Source organism: Sphingobium sp. EP60837, assembly GCF_001658005.1.
GTDB lineage: Bacteria > Pseudomonadota > Alphaproteobacteria > Sphingomonadales > Sphingomonadaceae > Sphingobium > Sphingobium tyrosinilyticum.
This window is the reverse complement of record NZ_CP015986.1, coordinates 1,837,902-1,859,980: the sequence shown is the minus strand read 5'-3', so window position 1 is coordinate 1,859,980 and position 22,079 is coordinate 1,837,902. Positions and strand designations below refer to the sequence as shown.

22 protein-coding genes are annotated in these 22,079 nt (G+C 62.8%); 9 read left to right on the top strand and 13 right to left on the bottom strand.

Translation table 11 applies throughout. The annotated features are described in order from the left end of the window. Positions 1 to 918, top strand: coding sequence for a DMT family transporter (locus EP837_RS08985; protein WP_066526591.1), 918 nt, complete (start codon positions 1 to 3; stop codon positions 916 to 918). A gap of 275 nt (positions 919 to 1,193) precedes the next feature. Here EP837_RS08985 and EP837_RS08980 read toward each other — a convergent pair whose 3' ends face one another. Continuing rightward, positions 1,194 to 1,700, bottom strand: coding sequence for an outer membrane protein (locus EP837_RS08980; protein ID WP_066529058.1), 507 nt, complete (start codon positions 1,698 to 1,700; stop codon positions 1,194 to 1,196). Between the two features lie 412 nt (positions 1,701 to 2,112). Between EP837_RS08980 and EP837_RS08975 the strand changes: the two genes are divergently transcribed. The 7 genes from EP837_RS08975 (at position 2,113) to EP837_RS08945 (ending at position 6,971) form a co-directional block, all read left to right on the top strand. Further along, the gene (locus tag EP837_RS08975; RefSeq protein WP_066526590.1) at positions 2,113 to 2,841 is read left to right on the top strand and encodes a cytochrome b/b6 domain-containing protein; all 729 of its coding nucleotides are present in this window, start codon (positions 2,113 to 2,115) and stop codon (positions 2,839 to 2,841) included. Further along, complete coding sequence (locus EP837_RS08970) at positions 2,838 to 3,590, top strand: molybdopterin-dependent oxidoreductase (RefSeq protein ID WP_066526588.1); 753 nt, start codon at positions 2,838 to 2,840, stop codon at positions 3,588 to 3,590. Before EP837_RS08975 ends, EP837_RS08970 begins: the two co-directional genes overlap by 4 nt. A 31-nt stretch (positions 3,591 to 3,621) precedes the next feature. Beyond that, complete coding sequence (locus tag EP837_RS08965; RefSeq protein ID WP_066526585.1) at positions 3,622 to 4,863, top strand: SAM-dependent methyltransferase; 1,242 nt, start codon at positions 3,622 to 3,624, stop codon at positions 4,861 to 4,863. Between the two features lie 137 nt (positions 4,864 to 5,000). Then, positions 5,001 to 5,297 (top strand): hypothetical protein, encoded by a 297-nt coding sequence (locus tag EP837_RS08960; protein ID WP_066526583.1) that lies wholly within the window; start codon positions 5,001 to 5,003, stop codon positions 5,295 to 5,297. An 88-nt stretch (positions 5,298 to 5,385) separates the two neighbouring features. After that, a complete protein-coding gene (locus EP837_RS08955) occupies positions 5,386 to 5,808 on the top strand; it encodes a DUF350 domain-containing protein (protein WP_066526581.1) in 423 nt (140 codons plus the stop codon). 3 nt (positions 5,809 to 5,811) lie between these two features. Next, positions 5,812 to 6,666: a S1 family peptidase gene (locus EP837_RS08950; protein WP_082919592.1), complete on the top strand. Its 855-nt coding sequence runs from the start codon at positions 5,812 to 5,814 to the stop codon at positions 6,664 to 6,666. 32 nt (positions 6,667 to 6,698) lie between these two features. Further along, on the top strand, positions 6,699 to 6,971 hold the full coding sequence (locus EP837_RS08945; protein WP_066526575.1) for a DUF3297 family protein: 273 nt from the start codon (positions 6,699 to 6,701) through the stop codon (positions 6,969 to 6,971). Positions 6,972 to 7,097: 126 nt separating this feature from the next. On the opposite strand, the gene EP837_RS08940 is transcribed toward EP837_RS08945, so the two are convergent. The 4 genes from EP837_RS08940 to EP837_RS08925 all read right to left on the bottom strand — a co-directional run bounded on the left by EP837_RS08940 (position 7,098) and on the right by EP837_RS08925 (position 10,356). Beyond that, positions 7,098 to 7,826 (bottom strand): CHAP domain-containing protein, encoded by a 729-nt coding sequence (locus EP837_RS08940; RefSeq protein ID WP_066526571.1) that lies wholly within the window; start codon positions 7,824 to 7,826, stop codon positions 7,098 to 7,100. Between the two features lie 80 nt (positions 7,827 to 7,906). Next, entirely contained in the window at positions 7,907 to 8,440 is a 534-nt protein-coding gene (locus EP837_RS08935) for a CHAP domain-containing protein (protein WP_066526568.1), read from the bottom strand. 108 nt (positions 8,441 to 8,548) lie between these two features. After that, positions 8,549 to 9,619, bottom strand: coding sequence for a DNA replication/repair protein RecF (gene recF / locus EP837_RS08930; protein ID WP_066526566.1), 1,071 nt, complete (start codon positions 9,617 to 9,619; stop codon positions 8,549 to 8,551). 92 nt (positions 9,620 to 9,711) lie between these two features. Further along, the gene (locus EP837_RS08925; protein ID WP_225870524.1) at positions 9,712 to 10,356 is read right to left on the bottom strand and encodes a hypothetical protein; all 645 of its coding nucleotides are present in this window, start codon (positions 10,354 to 10,356) and stop codon (positions 9,712 to 9,714) included. Between EP837_RS08925 and EP837_RS08920 the strand changes: the two genes are divergently transcribed. Next, positions 10,341 to 10,877: a peroxiredoxin gene (locus EP837_RS08920; protein WP_197486258.1), complete on the top strand. Its 537-nt coding sequence runs from the start codon at positions 10,341 to 10,343 to the stop codon at positions 10,875 to 10,877. The genes EP837_RS08925 and EP837_RS08920 overlap by 16 nt on opposite strands. A 144-nt stretch (positions 10,878 to 11,021) precedes the next feature. Here the strand turns inward: EP837_RS08920 and EP837_RS08915 are convergent, their stop codons facing one another. The 8 genes from EP837_RS08915 to zorA form a co-directional block, all read right to left on the bottom strand. Beyond that, positions 11,022 to 11,936, bottom strand: coding sequence for a dienelactone hydrolase family protein (locus EP837_RS08915; protein ID WP_066526561.1), 915 nt, complete (start codon positions 11,934 to 11,936; stop codon positions 11,022 to 11,024). Positions 11,937 to 12,000: 64 nt separating this feature from the next. After that, on the bottom strand, positions 12,001 to 12,387 hold the full coding sequence (locus tag EP837_RS08910) for a gamma-glutamylcyclotransferase family protein (RefSeq protein ID WP_066526559.1): 387 nt from the start codon (positions 12,385 to 12,387) through the stop codon (positions 12,001 to 12,003). Positions 12,388 to 12,694: 307 nt separating this feature from the next. After that, positions 12,695 to 13,438, bottom strand: a complete 744-nt coding sequence (locus tag EP837_RS08905) for a DUF72 domain-containing protein (protein ID WP_066526557.1) — start codon at positions 13,436 to 13,438, stop codon at positions 12,695 to 12,697. 62 nt (positions 13,439 to 13,500) lie between these two features. After that, entirely contained in the window at positions 13,501 to 14,172 is a 672-nt protein-coding gene (locus EP837_RS08900; RefSeq protein WP_443019131.1) for a peptidylprolyl isomerase, read from the bottom strand. A gap of 265 nt (positions 14,173 to 14,437) precedes the next feature. Further along, positions 14,438 to 17,473, bottom strand: coding sequence for a DEAD/DEAH box helicase (locus EP837_RS08895; RefSeq protein ID WP_197486257.1), 3,036 nt, complete (start codon positions 17,471 to 17,473; stop codon positions 14,438 to 14,440). A gap of 185 nt (positions 17,474 to 17,658) precedes the next feature. Further along, positions 17,659 to 19,212, bottom strand: a complete 1,554-nt coding sequence (locus EP837_RS08890) for an EH signature domain-containing protein (protein ID WP_225870598.1) — start codon at positions 19,210 to 19,212, stop codon at positions 17,659 to 17,661. Between the two features lie 116 nt (positions 19,213 to 19,328). After that, positions 19,329 to 20,039 (bottom strand): OmpA/MotB family protein, encoded by a 711-nt coding sequence (locus EP837_RS08885; RefSeq protein ID WP_044661486.1) that lies wholly within the window; start codon positions 20,037 to 20,039, stop codon positions 19,329 to 19,331. A gap of 5 nt (positions 20,040 to 20,044) precedes the next feature. Then, entirely contained in the window at positions 20,045 to 22,027 is a 1,983-nt protein-coding gene (gene zorA / locus EP837_RS08880) for an anti-phage ZorAB system protein ZorA (protein ID WP_052628196.1), read from the bottom strand. Positions 22,028 to 22,079 lie beyond the last annotated feature (52 nt).

Here is a 22,079-nt window from a genome sequence, read left to right as displayed (position 1 = left end):
GTGATCACATCACCCATCTGGCTCCCGGCCACCCTCTTGGCTGGCGCGACGCAAGCCTGGCGCACGGCCATCCAGCGCCGCGTCAGCCATAGCCTGTCACTCAATGCCGCCGGGCTCGTCCGCTATCTTTATGGCCTGCCCTTCGCGCTGATCCTCTTGGGCGGTTACCGCTTGGCGTTTCCCGGCCCACTGCCCAGCGCTGACCCCCTATTCCTGCTCTTCTGCCTTGGCGGGGGCTTGGCGCAGATCATCGCCACCAACCTCCTCATCCTGGCTTTTGCGCACCGCAACTTCGTCGTCGGCACCGCCTATTCGAAAACCGAAGCGGTGCAGGGCGCTATCCTGTCTTTCCTGCTGATGGGCGAGCGGCTGCATCCCCTCGCCTGGGCCGGAATCGGCTGCGGCGTCATGGGGGTGATGCTGCTGTCCACCGGCGGCAAGCGCATGGGGCCTGCCGATTTCATCAAGGCGCTGGGTCAACCCGCGGCGCTAACCGGGATCGCTTCGGGCTTCTTCTTCGCGCTGACAGCGGTCGCTATCCGCCGGGCAACGCAGGAGGTGGGGGGCAGCGACCCCATCCTGGCAGCGCTGATCGTTCTGGCCGTAACGGTGACGCTCCAAACATTGATGCAGGGCGGTTATCTCCTGGCGCGTGAACCAGCCGAAATGCGCAAGCTGCTGTCGAGCTGGCGCGTCTCAGGCCAGGTCGGCCTGCTCTCCGCGCTGGGCTCTGCCTGCTGGTTCACCGGCTTCGCGACGGCCCCGGTAGCGATGGTCCGCATCGTCGGCCAGATAGAGGTCGCTTTCACGCTGGGCTTTGGCCACTTCTATCTTGGCGAAAGGATGAGCCGCAGCGAAGTGATGGGCCTTGTGCTTGTCGTGGGCGGCGTGATGCTTGCGCTTGCAGGCACAATGTAATGACGATCAGCGCGCGGAGGCCGCACAGCAGATCGAAGTTCGCCGCCTGAAGTCGATGCAACACTCCGCGCTTTGGCCAGAGATCCGCTTATGCGGAGGGGAGATTCACGGTCGCCTCCAGCGCGACATCTCCACGCCGCCCCATGAAATTCTGGCGTTGAGCCTTCACTGACGATTAGGCCACGGAGCAAGCCCTATACGAACTCTGCGCGGTCCATAACAAAAAGGGCGGCCCCAATGGGACCGCCCTCCATGTGTTTCAGATCCGAGAGGGATTAGAAACGGAAGCCGATGCCGACCACGCCAGCGTCGCGGCTGCCATTGTCTTCATATTCGGTGCGCTGATATTCAGCCGAGATGTAGGTGCTGCCATTGATGGCATATTCCAGACCGCCGCCGAAGCGAACGCCTTCGAGAGCGAAGCCGGCGTTGCTGTTCGACGCTTCGATCCGGGTGCTGGCATAGCCTACCTTGCCGAACGCCAGAACCTGCGGGTTCAGGATGTAGCCCAGGCGCACCGAAGCGGCCAGGTCGCGACTAACTTCCACGCCGGCGTTATCAACGGTGCTGTCGCCCAGCGTCACTTCCGGACCGAAGGTCAGGTTCGGGGTCAGGGCGACGTCGTAGCCAGCGCTCACGCCATAGCTCACGCCTTCGTTGCCGAGGTTGTCATAGCCGACGGTCACGCCAGCGCGGGGGCCGGTGAACGGAGCAGCGTCCTGAGCGAAAGCGGGGGCCGCAACAGCGGCAGCAGCAACGGCTGCGAGAATCACAGTCTTCATAAAGTCCTCATGCGATAAGAAGTGCATCATCCAAGGATTGGAGACCACTCTTTGTATAGGACAGGAATGGTATGGAAGCTTATAGCCCCTAGCGCCGCTATGAAGTGGCCCCTTTATTCCATCCCTGCTCGCCACGATCTTTCGTCGTGGACGGGGGCGCATATGATAGTCTTTCCTCTCTGTTGCAACACCGATATGAAGATTATCGGTAAATGATGCACATTCGCAACAGTCGCTTCCAACTCAGAGGCTTCAAAGGCATTTTCATACCCTTTCGATCAAGGGTCCCAAGCCGTCCGCGCTTATGGCGAGCCATTATGGCCAGAAGATGAACGTGTTAATTTCGTTTCGCTTCCGTTCTAACCTATTCCTGATTTTTGACCCGCCTGATGCAAAAGAGTAACGGTTCCCCATGGCCAGCCCTCCGCCACCTGTCGCAATGCAGGCACCCCCGGTGCTGCGCCATCGTTGGCCGGTACGGCTGTGGCACTGGCTGAACGCCGGACTGCTCTACACCCTCTTCACCAGCGGGCTTGGCATCTTCAACGCTCATCCCCGGCTCTACTGGGGACAGTTCGGGGCCAATTTCGATCGCCCCTGGCTGCAGCTTGAGCGCTTCGGCGGCTGGATCACCCTGCCTAGTCATTATAACCTCGCCATGTCCCGCCATTGGCACCTCGCGGCCGCACCGCTCTTCGCCTTCGCCCTTCTCGCCTACATGCTCTGGTCGCTTCTAAGGGGGCATGTCGCCCGCAACCTTGCCTTCCGCCGCGGCGAGTTGGCCCCGCGCCACATATGGCAGGACATCATCGATCATGCCCGGCTACGCTTTCCGACCGGCGAGGCGGCGCTGCGCTACAATGTCCTGCAGAAGGCGAGCTATATTGGAGTGATCTTCATCGCTCTGCCCCTCTTAATCTTGACGGGCCTCACCATGTCGCCCGGCATGAACGCTGCCTGGCCGTGGCTGGTCGATCTGTTCGGGGGCCGCCAATCCGCCCGGTCTCTCCATTTCATCACAGCCTTCGCGCTCGTCGCCTTTTTCCTCGTTCATCTACTGATGGTGCTGCTGGCCGGTCCTGCCAATGAACTACGCTCCATGATCACCGGCCGCTATCGCCTGCCGGAGCCGCGGCCATGAGCCTGGTGCTCAGCCGCCGCGCCCTGCTGCTCGGCGCCACCGCCACGCTGGCCGGGTGCGACCGGCTGGCGCAGCATGAAAGCGTGCGTGGGGCGCTTTTCTCTGCTGAGAATTTCCACAAATGGGCGCAACGTAGCCTGATGGCGCGCGATGCGATGGCGCGAGAGTTCCGGCCGGACCAGATTTCCCCGTTCTTCCGCTCCAACGGCACGGCCAATCCGAACACGCCGGAATATCGCGCGCTGTGGCGCTCCGATTTTGCCGATTGGCGGCTGAAGGTTACGGGGCTGGTCGATCGCCCTCTATCGCTCTCGCTCGCCCAACTCCGCAGCCTGCCCCATCGCGATCAGATCACCCGCCACGACTGTGTCGAAGGATGGAGCGCCATCGGCAAATGGCGCGGCGTGCCGCTTCACCTTATCCTCGACGCGGCGCGTATGAGCAGCCGGGCGCGCTACATCCTCTTCCACTGCGCGGATTTCATGGGCGACGAACGGCCCTATTATGAAAGCATCGACCTGATCGATGCTTTCCATCCGCAAACGATCCTCGCCTTCGCGCTCAACGACCAACTGCTCAAAGTGGCCAATGGCGCCCCGCTGCGGCTGCGGGTAGAGCGGCAGCTCGGCTATAAACAGGCCAAATATCTGATGGAGATCAAGGCGGTGGATAGTCTGTCCGGCATTGGCGGGGGCAAGGGCGGCTATTGGGAGGACCGCGCCGGTTATGATTGGTATGCAGGCATTTGACGGACGCGAAATGACCTGACAGGTTGCGCCCATGAAATTGTTCGATCGGGTCATCAAGCGGTTGGTCACACGCGGGCAGCTGACCATTATCTATCATGACGGCAGGAAAGTGACGGTCGGTGAGCCCGATCCCGCCTTCCCCTCGCTCGCCTTGAAATTCCACGACGCGCGCGTGCCCTTCGACATCATCCGGGATCCGCGCCTCGGCATGGCGGAAGCCTATATCGACGGCCGCGTCGGGATCGAAGGCGGCGGCATCATGGAGCTGATCTCGCTGATCCGGGCCAACAATAGCTGGGAAAGCGGCAAGGCGATCAGCGACAAGGGCGCGCTCAAGCGCGGGTTCAAGTCGATCCGCCAGACGCTCTGGCGCGCCAATCACCGCACCCGGTCGAAGGCGAATGTCGCCCATCATTACGATCTGTCGGGCGCGCTCTACGCCCTCTTCCTCGACCGCGACCGCCAATATAGCTGCGCCTATTTCCCTGACGCGGACAATGAGGCAGGCATCAGCCTGGAGCAGGCGCAGGAGGATAAAAAGGCGCACATCGCAGCCAAGCTGCACCTGAAGCCAGGCATGAAGGTACTCGATATCGGCTGCGGCTGGGGCGGCATGGCGCTCTATCTGCATCGCACCTGTGGCGTCGATGTGACCGGCATCACCCTCTCCGAGGAGCAGCTGAAGGTCGCGCGGCAGCGTGCACAGGAAGCAGGCGTCGCCGACCATGTGCGGTTCGAGCTGATCGACTATCGCGATGTGGAAGGCCCTTTCGACCGCATCGTGTCGGTGGGCATGTTCGAACATGTCGGCACCGCTCATTATCGCGCCTTCTTCGACAAGTGCCGCCAGTTGCTGACGCGCGAGGGCGTGATGCTTGTCCACACGATCGGCCGTGTTGCGGGGCCGGGCATTACCGACGCTTTTACCCAGAAATATATCTTCCCCGGCGGCTATATCCCCGCGCTGTCCGAAATGATCCAGGGCAGCGAAGGCACGCAGCTGATGGTCACCGATGTGGAGGTGCTGCGCCTTCACTACGGCCTCACCATCCGCGAATGGTATGCCCGCGCCATGGCTCACCGCGCCGACATCATCGCTCTGTATGACGAGCGCTTCTTCCGCCTGTGGACCTTCTACCTCGCGGGCGCGGCGACCGTGTTCGAACATGGCAGCATGGTGAACTACCAGGTCCAATATGTGCGCGATCGCCGCACGCTGCCGATCACCCGCAATTATATGGTGGAAGCGGAAGAAGCGCTGCGGGGAAAGTAAGTCCGTCCTCTGGCCCACATTCCCCTTAACGCTTGCTGACAACGCCGTTCCCGGACGGTTCAGTCATACCCGTGCATCTTCTCTCTCGTGGCCCCGCTTTACGCCCATGCGTCGGGGTGCAAGTGAGGAGAGAGGACATGAACATCTTTGTGAAAGGCGCGACGGCTCTCGGCCTGGCGGTCACCGCCATGGGTGCGGCTTCAGCGCCGGCCCAAGCGCAATATTATGGCGGCTATTCCGGCTATGGCGACCGCGACTGGCGGAATGACCGTGACTGGGACCGGCGCTGGGACGACCGCCGCTGGCGTGATAGCGATCGCCGCTATTGGCGCGAGGGGCGGCGGCATCACTACCGCTACCGCCAGCGCTGCTGGACCGAATGGCGCTATGACTATTATCGCGACCGCGACGTCCGGGTGCGCATTTGCCGCTAAAAGATAACTGTCTGAGTTAGCGACGGAAATAAAGCCGTAACCTGATCCCCGATTGAAGCCGGGGTCAGGTTGCGGCATCCTAACGGGCATGACTGATCCCATGCCCGTTATCCAGAGCCTGCTGTCGGGGCTCCCCATTTTCCTGCTGCACCTTGCTTGCGCGACGCTTGCCTGGCTTGCGGCGCTGGCGCTGTATATGTGGATTACGCCCCATGACGAATTCGCTCTGATCCGCGCCGGTAACGAGGCCGCGGCGATCTCGCTCGGCGGCGCGGCGATCGGCCTCGCCATCCCCCTGGCGCTTTGCCTCGCCGGATCGGTCAACGTCTGGGACGTCATAATCTGGGGCAGCGTCACGCTGATATTGCAGCTCATCGCCTTCCGCTTCGTCGATTTCCTGCTGGGCTCGCTCTCTGCCCGGATCGAGGCGAATGAGCGGTCCGCCGCCATTTTCCTCGCCATGATGAAAGCCGCGATCGCCTGCCTGACGGCGGCGGCCGTGGCGGGTTAGACGGTGGCGCGGCGAAGCCTTGGCTGCCTCTCGCTGATGCTGGGCGGCATATTGGCGCTCGCCTGGATCGGCGAGGTGACACGCCCGCCGCCGTTGCAGATCGAAAGCTTCGATCCACGCTCCCCCCGCCGCCCGATGCCGCAATGGAGCGATGAGGCTTTCGTGATCGAGGACCGGCCCGGCGATCCTGCCGACAGCATGGGCACCGCTTTCGCCGTGGACCGCGACGGCGCCTGGCTTACGGCTGAACATGTCACGCATGACTGCGCCCGCATCGGCATAGACGAAGGCGGCGTCGCCCGCGCGGTCTCCCGCGTGATGGCCAGCCGAGAGGCCGACGCCGCGCTCGTCCGCGACGGCGTGCCGAGCGACCACGCCCTGCCGCTCTCCGACCGCATGCCCGCGCCCGGATCGCTTGGTTTCCACATGGGCTTTCCCGCAGGCCGCCCCACCCTGGTCGTGTCGGAGCTGATCGGCCCCGCCAGCGCCCGGCGCGGCCGTACCCAAGAAGCTCAGCCGGTCCTCGCCTGGGCGGAGGCCGCGCGCCTGCCCGAAAGCGATGACACCTTGTCGGGCATAAGCGGCGGCCCCGTCTTCGCCGAGGATGGCCATGTCGTCGGCGTCAACAGCGCGGCCACCGACCGGCGCGGCCGCATCCTTACCACTGCGCCCGACGCCATGATCCGGCTGGTGCATGCCAGCCGCGCGGTTAACGACCAGCCTGTCGCCTATCCGTTCGCCGGCCTTGCCGATGCGGAGATGCGTTTCGCCTCCTGGCTGGAACAGGGCGTGATCCGCCGCATCTTCTGCGATGTGGATGACAGGCCCCGGTTGACGGCGGCGAGTCCGAAGCGCTAGGCCGCGCGAAACGAAGGACCTTTGGAACAGCCATGAGCGACACGCCTCCCGACCGCCTCTCCACCAACCCGCGCAGCCCCTATTTCGACATGGACCTGCTGCAGCGCGGCGTAGGCATCCGGTTCAAGGACCGGGTCCGCACCGATGTGGAAGAATATTGCATCTCCGAAGGCTGGGTCCGCGTCGCCGCCGGCAAGACCCGCGATCGCAACGGCCAGCCGCTGACGATCAAGCTGTCCGGCCCCGTCGAAGCCTGGTTCGAGCGCGCGGCCGAGGGCGAGGAAAAGGCTGCGGACGCCGAATAAGCCATCCCAATTTCTTCCGTTCGTGTCGAGCGAAGTCGAGGCAAACTAAGCGTATAGCTTCTCGACTTTGCTCGAAGCGAACGGATGTGGGTTTCTGGTCCCAACCGCCAATGCTCTGGACCTGCTTTACCGCAGCCGGGCGTCCCGCTTCACATCCGCGATAATGTCCCGCAGCGACCGGCCCGAAGGCGTCGCGTCAGCAAATTGCATCGTGCGCATGTCGGTATCCAATCGCGGCTCATGCACCGCCTTGCGCAGCGATCGGCCCAGACCGGCTAGGCGCGATGGCGCCTCGACCGGCGCATCAGCCTTGGGCGCAACCTTCTCCTGACCCGACATGTCCTGATCAACCTTCGCAAAGCGAACGCTGGCGCCCAGGGCCGGATCAGCCTCGAACGGGTGCAGCCGAGCCTTGTCGGAATAGATGAACCCAAAGGTCGGATTGGTCCGTGCGCCCATTTGCCCGGTCGGGCTGTGCCACACGCGCACTTCGCTCCAATCGCCAGCGTCGGACACGTCGATCGCCAGCACATCTTCCTCGATCGCGCCAGGCACTGACCAATTGGCGTGGCGGATCAGCACGCGGCGATCATCCAGCACCTTACTGACGACGGCGACATGGCCCAGCGTCATCGGCCCATAGGGACGAAAGGCCAGCACCGCGCCCCTGCGCGGCACATGTCCGCGCGCATAGCGGTCCTCTGCCTGATCCCACCATGTCAGCGCATCGCCCCGGATATTCACGCCGGACACGATCCGCGCATAGGGCACGCACTGCAAAGCGGTCGCACCGAACACCGGCGTGGCGATCATGCCAGCCAGCAGCCATGCGGCTCCGCGAATAAATCGAAACATTAAATGCGACCTCAAAATTTCTGAGAATCGCCCCACCGCCGATCAGATTAGGCAGCGGCCCTTAGAAAGTGGTTAAAGGGTCAGAAAGCACCGTGCGCCGTGGCAGCGCCGCCGATCATGCGATCGGCCATGGCGATCTGGATGGGCGCAGCTTCGTTCGCCTGCGCCGGATAGATGAAGCCCTTCGCGGGATTGGAGCGCAGGCCCAGGCCGCCGATGGGGCCATACCATACGCGAACATCGGTCCAGTCATTGTTCGGCGACACGTCGATGGCGCGCACGTTGCGCTCGATGCCGCCACGATAGGACCAATTGGCATGAGTCAGCAGAACTTCACGATCGCTGACCACCTTGCTGACCATCGCGACATGGCCAACCGGCATGGAGCGGCTCGCAGCGAAAGCCAGCACAGCGCCCTCCCGAGGCTGATGGCCACGCTCATAGCGGCCCTCGGCTTGACCCCACCATGTGTTGGCGTTGCCATAAAGTTCGACGCCGGAAACCTGACGGGCATAAGGCGCGCACTGCAGAACGCCAGCAGCCGCAGGGGTCACGATCAGAGCGCCAAGCGCAAGCATGGCAGTCGCGATAAATGCGCGAAAAGCACCGATCATGTGTGAAACGACCCCCGACTTCTTCTTGTTTATCAACCCTGTGGCGTTCTTAGGGCAGAGCCAGGACGAGTTGAGAAGCGCCGAGCGATGAATGGTTGTTCAGGTGCGTTAACCTGCGGAACGAAAAAGCTGACCCGCCGTTACCGTTAGCCGCGTCGCGCTACCTAAGTCATTGAAAAGGCTCGCCTCCGTCCCGGTCATCCAGACTTGACCGCCGGTAGCCCGCAGCCGGTCGAACAATGCGGCCCGTCGCGATGGGTCGAGATGCGCCGCCACTTCGTCGAGCAGCAGCACGGGCGGTTGGCCCCTATGCGCCGCGACCAGCGCAGCATGGGCAAGCAGGATGGAGAGCAACAACGCCTTCTGCTCCCCGGTCGAACAGAGCGCCGCCGCTTGCCCCTTGGCGGCATGAGTAACGGCCAGGTCCTGCCGGTGCGGTCCGGACAATGTGCGACCTGCCGCAGCATCCCGCCGCCGCTCCCGCGCCAGCCGCATGGCCATCGGCCCATCCCCGCCGTCCTCCCCTTCGATCGCCAGCAATGGCCGGGCGAAGGGTTCGTCCGGCTGATCAGCCAGCTCCGTCCCCAGCCGCGCAACCAGATCAGTCCGCGCGATCGACAGCGCAGCGCCATGTTCCTCCATCTGCGTCTCGAGCGCCGTTAGCCAGGCCGGGTCAGCGCTGGGAAGGTCATTCAACAGCCGGTTGCGCGCGCGCATCGCCGCCTCATAACGGGCGGCATGCACTGCATGCGCCGGATGCAGCGCCAGCGTCAGCCGGTCGAGAAAACGCCGTCGTCCGCCCGGACTGTCCATGAAAAGCCGGTCCATCGCCGGGGTTAGCCACACGATCGCCATATGGTCCGCCAGTGCATTGGCCGAGGCCGCCACGCCCCCGATCCGCACCTGACGCCGATCCGGCGCTTGCGGGCTTGTGCCGGTGCCCAACACCACCCCATCTACCTCCGCCGCGATGCCGAAGCTGCCCGGACCACCCTGCCGCGCCATGTCGCGAAGCGCCGCGCCCCGCAGCCCCCGGCCCGGCGCCAGCATCGACACCGCTTCCAATATATTGGTCTTCCCCGCGCCATTTTCGCCGGTCAGCACGATGAAAGCATGATCGGGAAGGATCAGCGCATCCGCATGGTTGCGGAAATCGCTCAAGGTCAGGCGGCCGATCATCGGCCCGCTCTAGAGCATCGCGTGCAAAAGTGGGAACCGCTTTTGCGGAAAAAGCAAAGCGCGGCAGTGACGCGATCGGCCTACAAACAGGATCAGCAGCGCTTGCGCGTGACGGCGGCTCCGTCATTGATGATCGTCAGTTCCCGCCCATTGGCGGAAGGGCGCAGTTCCAGCTTCTTCGTCCAGCTGTCCCCCTCCCCAGTGAAGGCCGCATCGACCCTTAGCTTGCCGCCAGTGCCCGTCACCACTCCCTTCACCGTCCCCACGCTTTCATGGAAGATGAGGCTGCCCGGCGTCACTTTCAGTTCCAACTCTGCCGACCGGTCGCCGCATCGGTCGTTCAACCCCGTCCAATTCCCCTGCAGCGCCGCCGGAATAGCCCCGGCAGGCGGAGCAGCGGCAGACGTCTTGGCTTCGGCGGGCGCAGAGGCATCAGCCGGGGTGGGCGCCTTTACAGCATTTTCTGGCGTCAGCGTCTCGTCCTGCGCAGGCGTTTCATTGCTCACATCATAGCTGGCCTGCTCATCGACTATGTCGGTGGACATACGCGGATTATCCGCGCCCTTCTCTCCACAGGCGGCAAGCAGCAACAATGGCAGGGCGATATGCAGGCGCATCCGAAATGAACCGGCCAGAAGGTCAAGGGTTCCGCCACCGGACTTGCCAGCGGCCGCACTTGGGGCCATCACCTGTGCACAGCGGATGACGATGGAGACGACCGATGATGAAGAGCGCAAAGATCGCCCTTGGCCTTGCCGCCGCTCTCTTGGGATCGACCGGAGCCATGGCGGCGCTCGCGGTCGGCGCAAAGGCGCCCGATTTCACCACGCGCGGCGCGCAAGCAGGCAAGACCTTCACCCTGACCCTTTCGCACCAGCTGAAGCGCGGCCCCGTCGTCCTCTATTTCTTCCCTAAGGCATTCACTCCCGGCTGCTCGGCAGAGGCGCGCGAGTTCGCGACGCACATTACGGACTTCAAGAAGGCGGGCGCGACCGTTATCGGCATGTCGGCCGATCCAGTGGACGATCTCGTCGCCTTCTCGACCAAGGAATGTGCGGGCAAGTTCGCCGTGGCCTCGGCCGGCCCCGCGATCATCTCGGATTATGACGTGGCGCTCAAGATGCGGCCCGGCATGACCGACCGCACCTCCTACGTCATCGCGCCCAACGGCCGGGTCGTCTTCGTCCATAGCGAGATGAACTATGTCGATCATGTGAAGAGCACGCTGGCTGCCGTGCAGTCGATGAAGGCGAAATAGCCCCTGGCGCGCTGCGCATTGGCGACATCATAAAACCCCGTTCGCCTGAGCCTGTCTAAGGCTTTTCTCCTTATAAGAAGGGGCTTCGACAAGCTCAGCCAGAACGGGCTGGGTGGCTTCGATGTGACGCTATGCCCTACCCGCCTATTTCCCACCCTTCACATAGCGCCCAAACCACTCGACCGTCGCCGCCCAGGCCGCCGTCGCCGCGGCTTCATTATAGCTCGGCCGGTAATCCGCCATGAACCCATGGTCCGCTTCGGGATAAAGCGTGATCTCATCAGGCGGTGACTTGCCAGCCTTCTTAAGGGCAGCGCGCATCGCTTCCACATCAGCCACCGGGATGCCCTTGTCCAACCCCCCATACTGCCCCAGCACCGGGGCCTTGAGCGCCGCCGCCTGATCGACCACGCTGAACGGCTGAAGCGCCGTCTTCTCGCTCACCAGCCGCCCGTAAAAGGCAACGCCCGCGTCCAGCTGCGCGCTGTGCGCGGCATAAAGCCACACGATCCGCCCGCCCCAGCAAAATCCGGTGATCCCGCGCCGGGCAGCATCGCCGCCATGGCTCCCCGCCCAGACATAAGCCGTGTCGATATCCGCCAGCACCTGCGCATCGGGCGCCTTGGACACGATGCTTGTCACCAACTGCTTGATATCGGCGATCTTCGTCGCGTCGCCATGACGGGCGAACAGGTCGGGCGCGATCGCATAATAGCCCTCCCGCGCGAATCGGCGGCATATGTCGCGGATCCATTCATGCACGCCGAACACCTCATGCACGACGACGATGACCGGGCTCTTCTTCGCCTTTTCCGGCCGAGCGACATAGGCCGGCAGAGCAAAACCGTCGCTGGCGTGGATCGATACCGTCTCCTGTGCCAGCCCCTCGCCCGACGTCTGCCCTGCACTGCTCGAAACCGGACGGCAGGCCGCTGCAAAGCCAGCTGCAAAAGCCCCCGTCATCAGCAGCTTGCGCCGGTCCAGTCCGATGCTGTCGATCCAGTTGCAATCTTCGGGCAGGCGTTCCGGCGTGGCCGCCCCTTCCGTCTCCTTGCTCATCGCGCTTCCTCTCCGCATGCCCCGGCAGCCGCAGCCTATCGGTTCACCGCCCAAGCGCAAGCGTTCAGCCGAGGAAGTCCCCGCTCGCGATTCGCTCCAGCCCCGCGACCTCGCGCGCATAGACATAGGTCCAGGCATCGACAGCGCCCTGCGCCGTCTCCACGCTCACCCGCTCGCGCCGATATTCCTGCGGAGCGGGAAAGTGTGGCGCACACTCCTCATGCTCATCAAGCACCGCCAGGATCGCGGCGGCATCGGGCAAACGGAACAGTTCGCCAACGATCACGCCATCCTCGCCGGGAACGAACCCTGGATAATAATCGATCTTGTATAGCGCCCCGCGCGCCACAGCTGTGCCCGCCACCTGCGCCACCGATGCAAGCCAGCCAGCCATCTCACCGCCGAAGCCGGGCCGAAGCGATCCATAGACGAAGAGCAGATCCGGGCTCATTTCGCCATCTTCAATAGCAATAAAAAAGCCGCCCTGGCAATGCGCTGGGCGGCCTTTTTGGACTTCCCCAAGATGAGAAAGAAAGAAAGCGCGAGTAATCGCTTAAGCGAACAGCACCGAGTAGAAGGTCAGCATCTGTGCACCGACCGCAACCATCAACGCAACGCCCTGGAAAGTGTGACGCATGTTTCGTGTCCTGCAAATTTTGTTATCTGTCGTGTTCGACAAGGACGCATATGATCGCGTAACCCCTTTGTCACAATCGCAAAGGGTGCGTTCGCAGTTGCAGCAAATGCAACAGCACCTGTTACTTCAATGCAACCATCATCGCCTGAGCCGCCGCTGGCGCCCGCACCTTCGCCCCGCTGATGAAAAAGGCATAGACGTCGCCTGCCTTCGCCTGCTCTCGCGCTTTCTTCGCCCAAGCCGCTATCTGATCCGCTGGATAGCCGGTCGCTTCCTCCTCGCGCGTGCGCATCAACCGAGAATAGGAAAAGCCGACATCATGGCCCTTGATGGCCGGATATTCGTCATGATCCGCGAACACGACCGCCGCGCCTGAATCCCGCGCCAAGGCCAGGAAGGCGGGATCATCGAAACTTTCGTGACGCACCTCCAGCGCATGGCGCAGCTTCACGCCGTCCACACTGGCGGGCAGCAGCTTCAGGAAGGCCCCGAAATCTTCCGCATCGAATTTCTTCGTCGGCATGAACTGCCACAGGATTGGCCCCAGCTTGTCACCCAGTTCAGCAATCCCCTGGCCTGTAAATTTCGCGATCGACTCCCCCGCCTCCGCCAGAACGCGACGGTTGGTGCAGTAGCGCGAAGCCTTGACCGCGAACTGGAACCCATCCGGGACCGCCTTTGCCCAATTGGCGAAGCTCGCGGCCTTCTGCGTGCCATAATAAGTGGCGTTGATCTCGGTCGCGGTCAGATGTTGGCCCACATAGGCCAGTTCATCCTTTTGCCGCAGCCCTTCGGGATAGAAGGTCCCGCGCCACGGCTCGAATGTCCATCCGCCGATCCCTACCCTGATCTGTCCAGCCGCCATGCGCCGCCTCCTTTTGCCCGCATCCTGAACGGCAAAGCCCGTCGCGGCCAGAGGGAAAAGCGTCAGGAGAGTGGCCTACGCCGCAACCCGATCAGCCATGGCTTCACCCCGCGCGTCGGCCGCGCCACGCCGTCCAGGCGTCGCGCCCGCAGGATCGCCACCGGCTTTATGATCATCTGCCCGCGCATCGGCCCGGACCCGCAGCAGGTCGGCATCGCCAGGATGCGCCGCACCACATCCATCCCCGCGACCACATGGCCGAAAGCCGCATAGCCAATATAATCTCCGCGCGCGTCCATGTTGGGCGTCGCACCCGCCGTGATGAAGAAATTGCCCATCGCCGAATCCGGCCGGTTCGGCCGCGCCATCGACAAGGTGGCGTCCAGATGGCGAAGGCCCGTCTTGCTGGTCGGCTCATGCGGGATCGGCGGCAGCGACCGCCGCGCGTCGGTATCGATCCCGCCCTGGATCAGCCCCAGCTTCGCATCACTCTTCCGCCGCGCCGCCCTGTAAAAGGTCACGCCATCAAACCGGTCGTCATCCACATAGGCCAGGAAATTAGCCGCAGTCCGAGGCGCCCGCTTGTTGTCCACGGCAACCACGATCGTCCCGACCGATGTCTCTATAGCTACCCGCGTATAGCCAGGCGTAGGCCGGTTCGCTGGAAACGCCCATGCCAGCGCGGGGCACATGGCCAGCAGCAAGGCAAGACAGCGAAGCAGGGCAGGACGGATCAACGAGTCAACCACCGATCTTCAACAGATGGAATGGCGGAGAGGGAGGGAACCAAACATTCTTTTCAAGACACTCATTTCATTAAGTTATTTTATTCATCTTTATAGTGCATGCCCCCGTGAATGCCCCCACTTTCATATCGCACAGCCGGAATTCGTGAAGCGCCTCGGTGGCAAGCCTCCTATACTCCTCACATCCGCCACCTTACTGCGTAACACGGTCCTCCAGCTGTTCGCCGTCCGACAATGTGCGGACCCAATGCGATCAGGGATCGACCGGCCTTAGCTCGTCTACGTCGAAATCGCGTAGACCGATCTCGCCGCTGCCGTTCAGCATGTCGCTCGCCAAGGAGCGCTTCCGCTCAAGAAGCTCGTCCAGCTTAACATCAAACGTCTTGAAGTCGCCAGCAGACACGGTCGGATAGTAGACGAACACGTCCTTCGTCTGTCCGATGCGGTAGGCCCGGTCGGTTGCCTGATCTTCCTTCGCGGGATTCCAGGTCCGGGTGAAATGAATCACGTGGTTAGCCGCCTGCATGTTCACCCCGAACCCGACGGCCACGGGCGATAGGACGATCACGCCGAAGCCAGGCTGTTCCTGGAAGGCCCTAATCCTCTTCTGCCGGCTATCGATGCTGCTCCCCACGGCGGTCGTATCGCCGTTGATGATGTCGACGGGAACATCAAAGGCCTCGCGCACATAGTGTCGAATCAAGCGCTGGATCGCCTTGAACTCGCAGAAGACGATGGCCTTCTCTCCGCGATCGCGGATTACCTCAAGCACTTCTATTAGCCAATCCAGCTTCGGTGACCGTGCTCGGTAGCTCTCAACCGGATCATATGCGCTACCCGCGTTTTCATCCGGATCGGAACAAAGGAGCCTGAGCTTGTGGAGAAGTGCAAGGTGGCTCCCCGGTGCCGCCCCCGATCGCCGGAAGGTGTCGATGGCTCCGACGTAGAGGCCGCGTTGGAAAGGGCTCATATCCAAACTGCGGCTTTCCTCGTCCACGACCTTCGCCTTCAGGTCGGTCGCGACATCTGCTTTCATCCGGCGGAGCAACTGAGGCGTGATGATACCCCGAAGCTGCTCCACCTTCACCCGATCATCGTCGCTCTTCGCCTCGATCGGTCGGCGGTAGGTCGACCCGAACTCGTTGAGCGCGCCGAGCAAACCGGGCTGCACGAAGTCGAACAGGCACCACAGATCGACTAGGCTGTTTTCGACGGGCGTCCCGGTGCAGGCGATACGGAACTTCGCCTGCTGCTTCTTGGCAGCCCGGGTCATCGCCGCGTTGGGGTTCTTGATCTTCTGCGCCTCGTCGCAGACCATGACCGACCACTTCTCGCGCGCGAACGAGAACTCCAGGTCGCGCAGCGTCTCATAGGTCGTAAGGACGAGGTCGGCATCACCCCGCCAGTCCGGCCGGAGGAAGCGCACCAGACCCTCCCGGCGAAGCTGCTCGTCGACCGAGGACCGATCGACGCGGAGACCAGCGAGGCCCTCGCCGTAAGCCATGAGGATCTTCAGCGTTCCAGACTCGAGGAACTTCTCTGCCTCCTCCTTCCAGTTCTCCAAGAGAGAAAGCGGCGCAACCACCAGCGCTGGCGGCGTACCGGGATCCTCTTCCCTTGCCCTCGCGACGAGGCTCAGGATCTGAAGCGTCTTCCCAAGTCCCATGTCGTCCGCCAGCAGTGCGCCCCGGCACTTATCCGGGGCCAGTGCGAGAAGGTGTTGCATCCATGCAAGACCTTCAAGCTGGTGGTGCTTCAGCGCGACGCCGGGACGAAGACTGGAAGGAAGGCGGGCGGGAGCCGGCTTTTCGGCTAGCGCCGCGAGCCGCTCCTCCTGGTAGTCGACCTGTCCGATATTGCTCTTGAGGATCAACGTAGGCTTTTTGCCGCGACGGACAGGAGAGTCTGGCTTGAAGGTGCCCTTTGCCGCCTGATCCTGCACCTGTCCGAACGTAGAAACTATCGCCTCCGCCTCGCGGACGGGTATGGGAGTGGGGCACCCGGTCAAGGATACGGAAGTGGCTCCTTTCGCCTTGGCCATCTCCAACCCCTTGCGGAGTTCGGCCGATAGCTTGTCGGTCAGCGGCAGAACGCACGGCTGTTCGGTGTTCGGATCAGTCCATCCGATCATCGGAACTAGATTCTCGGGGAACCAGCCCTCACCATCGTCGCGCTTGGCAATGTGCGGTGAGTAGAAGGACTTTTCTTGGCCGATTCCCTCGACGCGCTCCGAATAGCCGGAGAGGTCGTAAATCTGGCCGTGCGTGATGACCCCATCCTCGCGATGGCCGAGCGCCCGGCGAAGCGCTTCGCAGTGTAGCCTGCTATCGCCGTCAAGCTCGAACTCGTATTCGTCCCAAGCAAACAGCTGGAGGCCACGATCAAGGTTCCGCTCTACGCCCTCGATGAACTCGAGTACGTCGGCTTCCTCGAGCATGATCTCGCGCGTCTCAATAGCGTCGCCTGACCCGCTCGTGATGAGCAGCCCCAAAGCACCTTCTCCATTGGTTTCAGGTGTCACCGCGGCGAACTGTTCGAACACGATGCCCGCCTGCTGCTTTGCCTCCTCGAACTGGTCCTCGTCGACGACAGCTGCCGCGTCCGGTCCGAGCGCCGCAATGGGATTGAGGAGGAACGCCTGCGCCCGCTCGCCAGCCACGCGCCGACCGGGCATGCGTTTGACCTCCCGCAGCACGGTGCCGACCTCCGGCGAGATCATGACCTGGATGATCCCGTGCGGCGTTGGTAGGTCGTATCTGTCACGCACCTGACCCGACTTATCAAACGCCTCGAGCCAGTCGGCGGGTGCCCCCTCGAACCACGGTTCGATCTCCACGAGGCCAAGTCCATCCGATCGACGGAGCGCCATCTGCAGTCGGTCCGGAGTGAGAACCACGGTTCGATAGAGGAAGTCGTCGAGCGAGGCGCCAGCGGCTACTGCCAACTGACGAATCTCTCCCCACGCCCGGCGCTGGTCAGCTTCGTTCCGTTCCCCTTCCGGACGGCGCGCAAACCGCCGGATTCGCTCGATAAGGTTCCAGACGCCTGGAGCGACGAGCTGAACGCCACCGTCGACTTCGAGGGCACCGCCCTTGAGCCTGGCGCCGGACATTGGTCGACGGTCGGTATCGAACCATCCGTCTATTGCGACCGAGAAGTCTCTATCGGTCAGAGACTTCCGGCTGACAATCTTCGGGACCGCAGCAGTGGATGATGGAAGATCGAGTATCGCCAGCTCTTCCGCAGCCTCCGCGTCCTCCAACAGCACGAAGAGCTGGGACCAATTCAAGCGGTGACCATCCTCCACCCGCTCGGCCAGCCCCTCATCCGCCAATTGGTCGAGAAGCGCCGTCGCTGCCTTCGATTTGGGGGTCGGCTCGCCACCGCTCGGCAGGAGAATGCCACCATCCTCAACGACGGGCGATCGCGGGGCCACCTGGCGCACTTCCGTCTTGGCCGCCTTCCTACCCCAGATCATGAGCGCAGATACCAAGCCCCGCGACGCTCCGCCCAAGCGAAGTTCCTACGGGTGAGTTCGTTCGTCGCAGGACCGAAGCGCGGCGCGTAGGCCCATAGCGAACCTCCCTTATCTCGCGAATCCGCTGTCTTGATCCCATGCTTGGCGAAGAACGCGAACAGTTCGGAGTCGGCGCTCGCGGGTCGCGGGGCTGGTGAGGGGTTGGAGGATATGGTGATAGGGGGCGGCGGCGCTGATGGGCGCGCGCCGTAGGACGGCGTCGTATGACTAACCTGGGAGCCACTTCGTGCGGCTGACAGGGAGGCGATGAGCCGATCGGCCTTACGCTCCCACCGTTCACCCACGCCGTCCTTGTGGATGATACGCGCGACGTTGCTCGGGTGCTTGAGCGCGGTCTTGTTTCCCGCCACCTGCAACTTCGAGAGATCGAACGGCAGCTTGGCAGCATCGAAGGCGAACATAGCGTTGCCCTCCTCTCCGAACTCCACGTAGACGTGGCCGGCGATGCGCATGATGAAGGCATTGTTGCTGGAAACGCCTCCGTTTGTAAGGTTGAGCATGCGGCCCTTCATCATCTGCCGCAGGGTCTTGAAGCTCGGACGCGGATCGCGATAGGCGGCGTCGCCAAGCGCGAAATGCATGTCGCTGATCTGATCAACGTGGCGTTTCCAGAAGTTGATGCGACGCTGGTCGTTGATGCCATCGGCCGAGAGGAGGTTGAAGAAGTCCTCGATCAGCCGGAGTTTGTGCCACGAGGAAACCATCCGTCGCGTGTCCGGACGGACCAGTGTCCAAAGTGTGTCGTTACGCTCGAGCCACGGATTGCCCCATCGACCGACGGAGGTCTCACACAGCGCCGGATCGACCTCGATCGAGGAACATTCGGAGTAGCGATCTAGAACACGGGACAGGCCGTGATCCGCGAGCACATCACGCTCCAGGATCAAACCGATGACGCGCGGGAGAACATCACGGAACTTCCGGTCATCGAACCTTACCGCTGCCTCGATCTGCGCCTCGAATATGCGCTGGCCGATCCACGAAGTGTCACCCGCGGAGAGATCGTGACGAAGAACCTCGAGGGGATTCCCCTCCCCGGTGAGAAGCTCGGCTCCGTAGCGCGTGCATGGATCCTCAGTCAGCAGGTTAGCATGGTCGTCGATCGCGGCGAGCCAGTCCGGTGCCTGCCCGGAGCGTTCGAGCTGTGGAAGATTGTCGTTCAGATATTCCCGCAGGACCCGCCAGTTCCGATCACCGGCACCACGAGCATTTCGGGGATCGTAGTTCACGTAGCCATCGAGCAGGCCCCGCCAGCACCGCCTGTATGGCCGGGGCATCGATCGGAAGGCATCAATCTCACTCAGCAGCGGATCGAACCGTTCACCGTCCTCTATTAGCGCTGGCTGGCCTACAGACCTGAGGCGCGTTCCCCAGCTCACCAAGCGTGCCGACCGAACATCATGGAGCCTGCCGGTCTCGCGAAACCTCAGTATCTCCGTCTGGATCCGGTCGTTCGAAGCGCCCGCACCCGCGCCTGCCCCGCTGAGCATGGCCTGAAGTGACTGCACATGCCCTTTCAAGATTCGGAGGTCGGGCTCCGGCATGTCGCGGAACGCCGCAGCGCCAACGTCGGCCAGCCGCTGCTGCAGCTTCGTCATTCTCGGGCTCAGAGGGCGCATGTACCGAATTCGCCTTCAAACGCGTCGACAGGTGCAGCCGCCGGTTCATCAACGCCGAAGAATTCCAGGCGCAGCTCAATGCGTCGACTTGCGTCGAGCGACGCCTTCGCGGAATTTGAGGAGTAGCCGCCGACGAGGAAGAGCCGCCGTATCTCCTCTAGCTCGCGTCGATCCATGGGCCGTTCGCCCGCCTGCGGCCGCGCCATCAGCGCGCACAGAACGCGCTGGCTACGCTGGAGGCTGAGGTTCAGGTTGTAGAGATAGCTCCCCCTCCGGTCAGTAAAGCCCTCGACCACAATCCGCTTCAGCCATCGCTGCCCGCCCTTGTCCCGCGCTATCGCGAGCACCTCCGGGACAAACGACCGCAGCAATCGCTCCTGTTCGGGACTGAGGGCATTGCTCGCCGAATCGAAGCGGGCACGATCTCCGAAGTCGATGACGGCACGGTTGTGATCGACGCGGATGCCCTGCTTCTTTGCAGCCTTGTCGATGCGGTCGAGGAGCTTGACAATCTCCGCCTGCCTCTCGGCCTCAAGCTGCTCGCGCTCCGAAATCGTGCGCGTCACGGCAAGGAGCGCCACGCTCATGACGAGCAGGAAGAGCACCATCAGGGCAGTCATAAGGTCGGCGAACGAGATCCAGAAGGGTTTCTCGCCCTCCTCGCGACCACGATGCCCCATAGTAACGCGCTGGAACATTCAGATCACGCCGCCTGCCGACCGGTCGAAGGTAAGGAGGCCTCGAGTTCCTGGATCGCCTCCTTGAGCAAACCGGTGGCGCTGGACAGCTGGGAGTGAAACACCCGGTTCGCCTCGATGACCGTGCCTCGCATGCCTTCCGCAAACTTCTCGTGCGACTTGCCGATAACGTCAGCAACCTCGTCCAGGAAGCCGTCCGCCTCGTACTGCGCCGACGCCAGTTTTTGCGTTGCGCCCTCGATCCGACTGAGGACATCCGCGGTCAGGCTTGCCTCGCGGGAGGCATTTTCGACGGTAGCGCGGAGATCCTGGATCATGGTGGCAACCGCGTCGCGGGCTGATCGGTAATCGGAGACGACAGAGTCGAGGCCCCTAGCCGCCCCGGCAACGCTGCCTGCGGCCTCCGAAAGGCCAGTGGTGACATTCGCGATGCGGTCGAACCCGCCAACGACCTCGCGCCCTGAATTCTCGAGCTTGTTAGCGGCGGCCAGCAGGGAGTCCGCCCCCCCGTTGAGACGAACGAACGCATCCCGCGTCGCGCTTTGGACGCCCGCGGTCATTTCGCGGATCGCCGCCACGAGACCATCGACGTTGGAGGAGATCGCATCAACGGATTGCCGCATCTGCCCGACGTGGCCAGCCGCCGCCTCAGCACGCCTGCCGTCTTCCTCGGCCTGAAGCCTGGAGCGTTCAGCCGCCTGTCTCTCAATGGCGGAGATCGCCTGCGCCATCCCCTCACCAAGCGCAGTCAGCATGTCCTGGACGCGGGTCTGGGTCGCCTCCTGCATCTCGCCCGTCGATGAGCGGATCTCTTCGATCACAGTGCGGAGCTCCTCCGACATCGCGGCCTGCTTGGCCTCGACCGCCTGAACAACCTCGAGAAGCTTGGTCGACATCGCGTCAGAAGCTCGCGTCCCGGCAGCCTCGACGTTGTCGGTCAGGTCCTGCAATTTCAAGACCGCAGTCTGCATCGCGTCAATCGTGCGCTGCTGCATGTCGCCGATGCCGGAGAGCTGCGTGCCGAACATGTTCTCCAAGCGGTCGCTGAAGCTCGCGAGCACGTCGGTCAGCAGCTTCGTCACGGCGGACGACTGATCCTGGCTGACTTGGCCCACCGCGCCGGCGATCTGGTCGAGCGGTCCCTTGAGTGCGTCGGTCAGCGCACCTGCGATAGTCGTGCCGAGTTCGTTGGAGCGCTGCACCGTCGCGTTGATCTGCCGATCGGCAAGGTCGGTGAGTATCTCCCGCAAATCTGCGACGAGCGCATCCTTCAGGATCTTGGTCTGACTGGCGGCGTCCTCCGAAGAAGTCACGAGGCGAGCTAGATACTCCTCGCCTGCACCGGCCTCATAGGTCGCGTCGATCTCGTGAGCGAGCTGCGTTACCTTGCGGTAGAGGCTGTTGAGCCGGAATTTCTCCAGTCCGGTCGTGAGCATCGCAAGGATGATTGCGAAGGCCGAAACGACGAACGCCTCGCTCACGCCATGCAGCAACGCGGTCAGACTGTTCCGGACTACACCGGAATCGTCCGAGATCTGGAAGGAGCTCAAGCCCGTCAGAAGGCCGGTGAATGTCCCGATGATGCCGATGCCGGTGAAAATGCCGGGCAGATGCTTGAAGAACTCGGCATGGACGCGATTGTCCACCACAGCGTGTGGCGAGAGAAACATCTCAGCCGGCACCGTCGAGCGGACAGCCCTCTCGACCATCTCGCCCGTCTGGGTGTCGAGATCCTTCTGAACGTGGAGCGTCTCGCGATACTCGTTGAAGATGGCGGCGATCGCACGGTCGGGTTCGAAGCACTTCGAGAGGTCGCGGAGCCCGTTCGCCCGCGCTGCCTCCACGTTCTCGATGATCTGCTTTAGGCTTGCATCCAGCCGCTTCGCGGGAATGAAGAAGTAGCGGACGAACGCGTATGCAAGGCTAACGAGAACCGCAAAAACAAGCACCGGTATGACCGGAATTCCGAACAACACCATTTCGTCCATTCCCCCTGTCATCGACTTCCTCCGCGAATCCCACGCACGGGCGGATCGACGC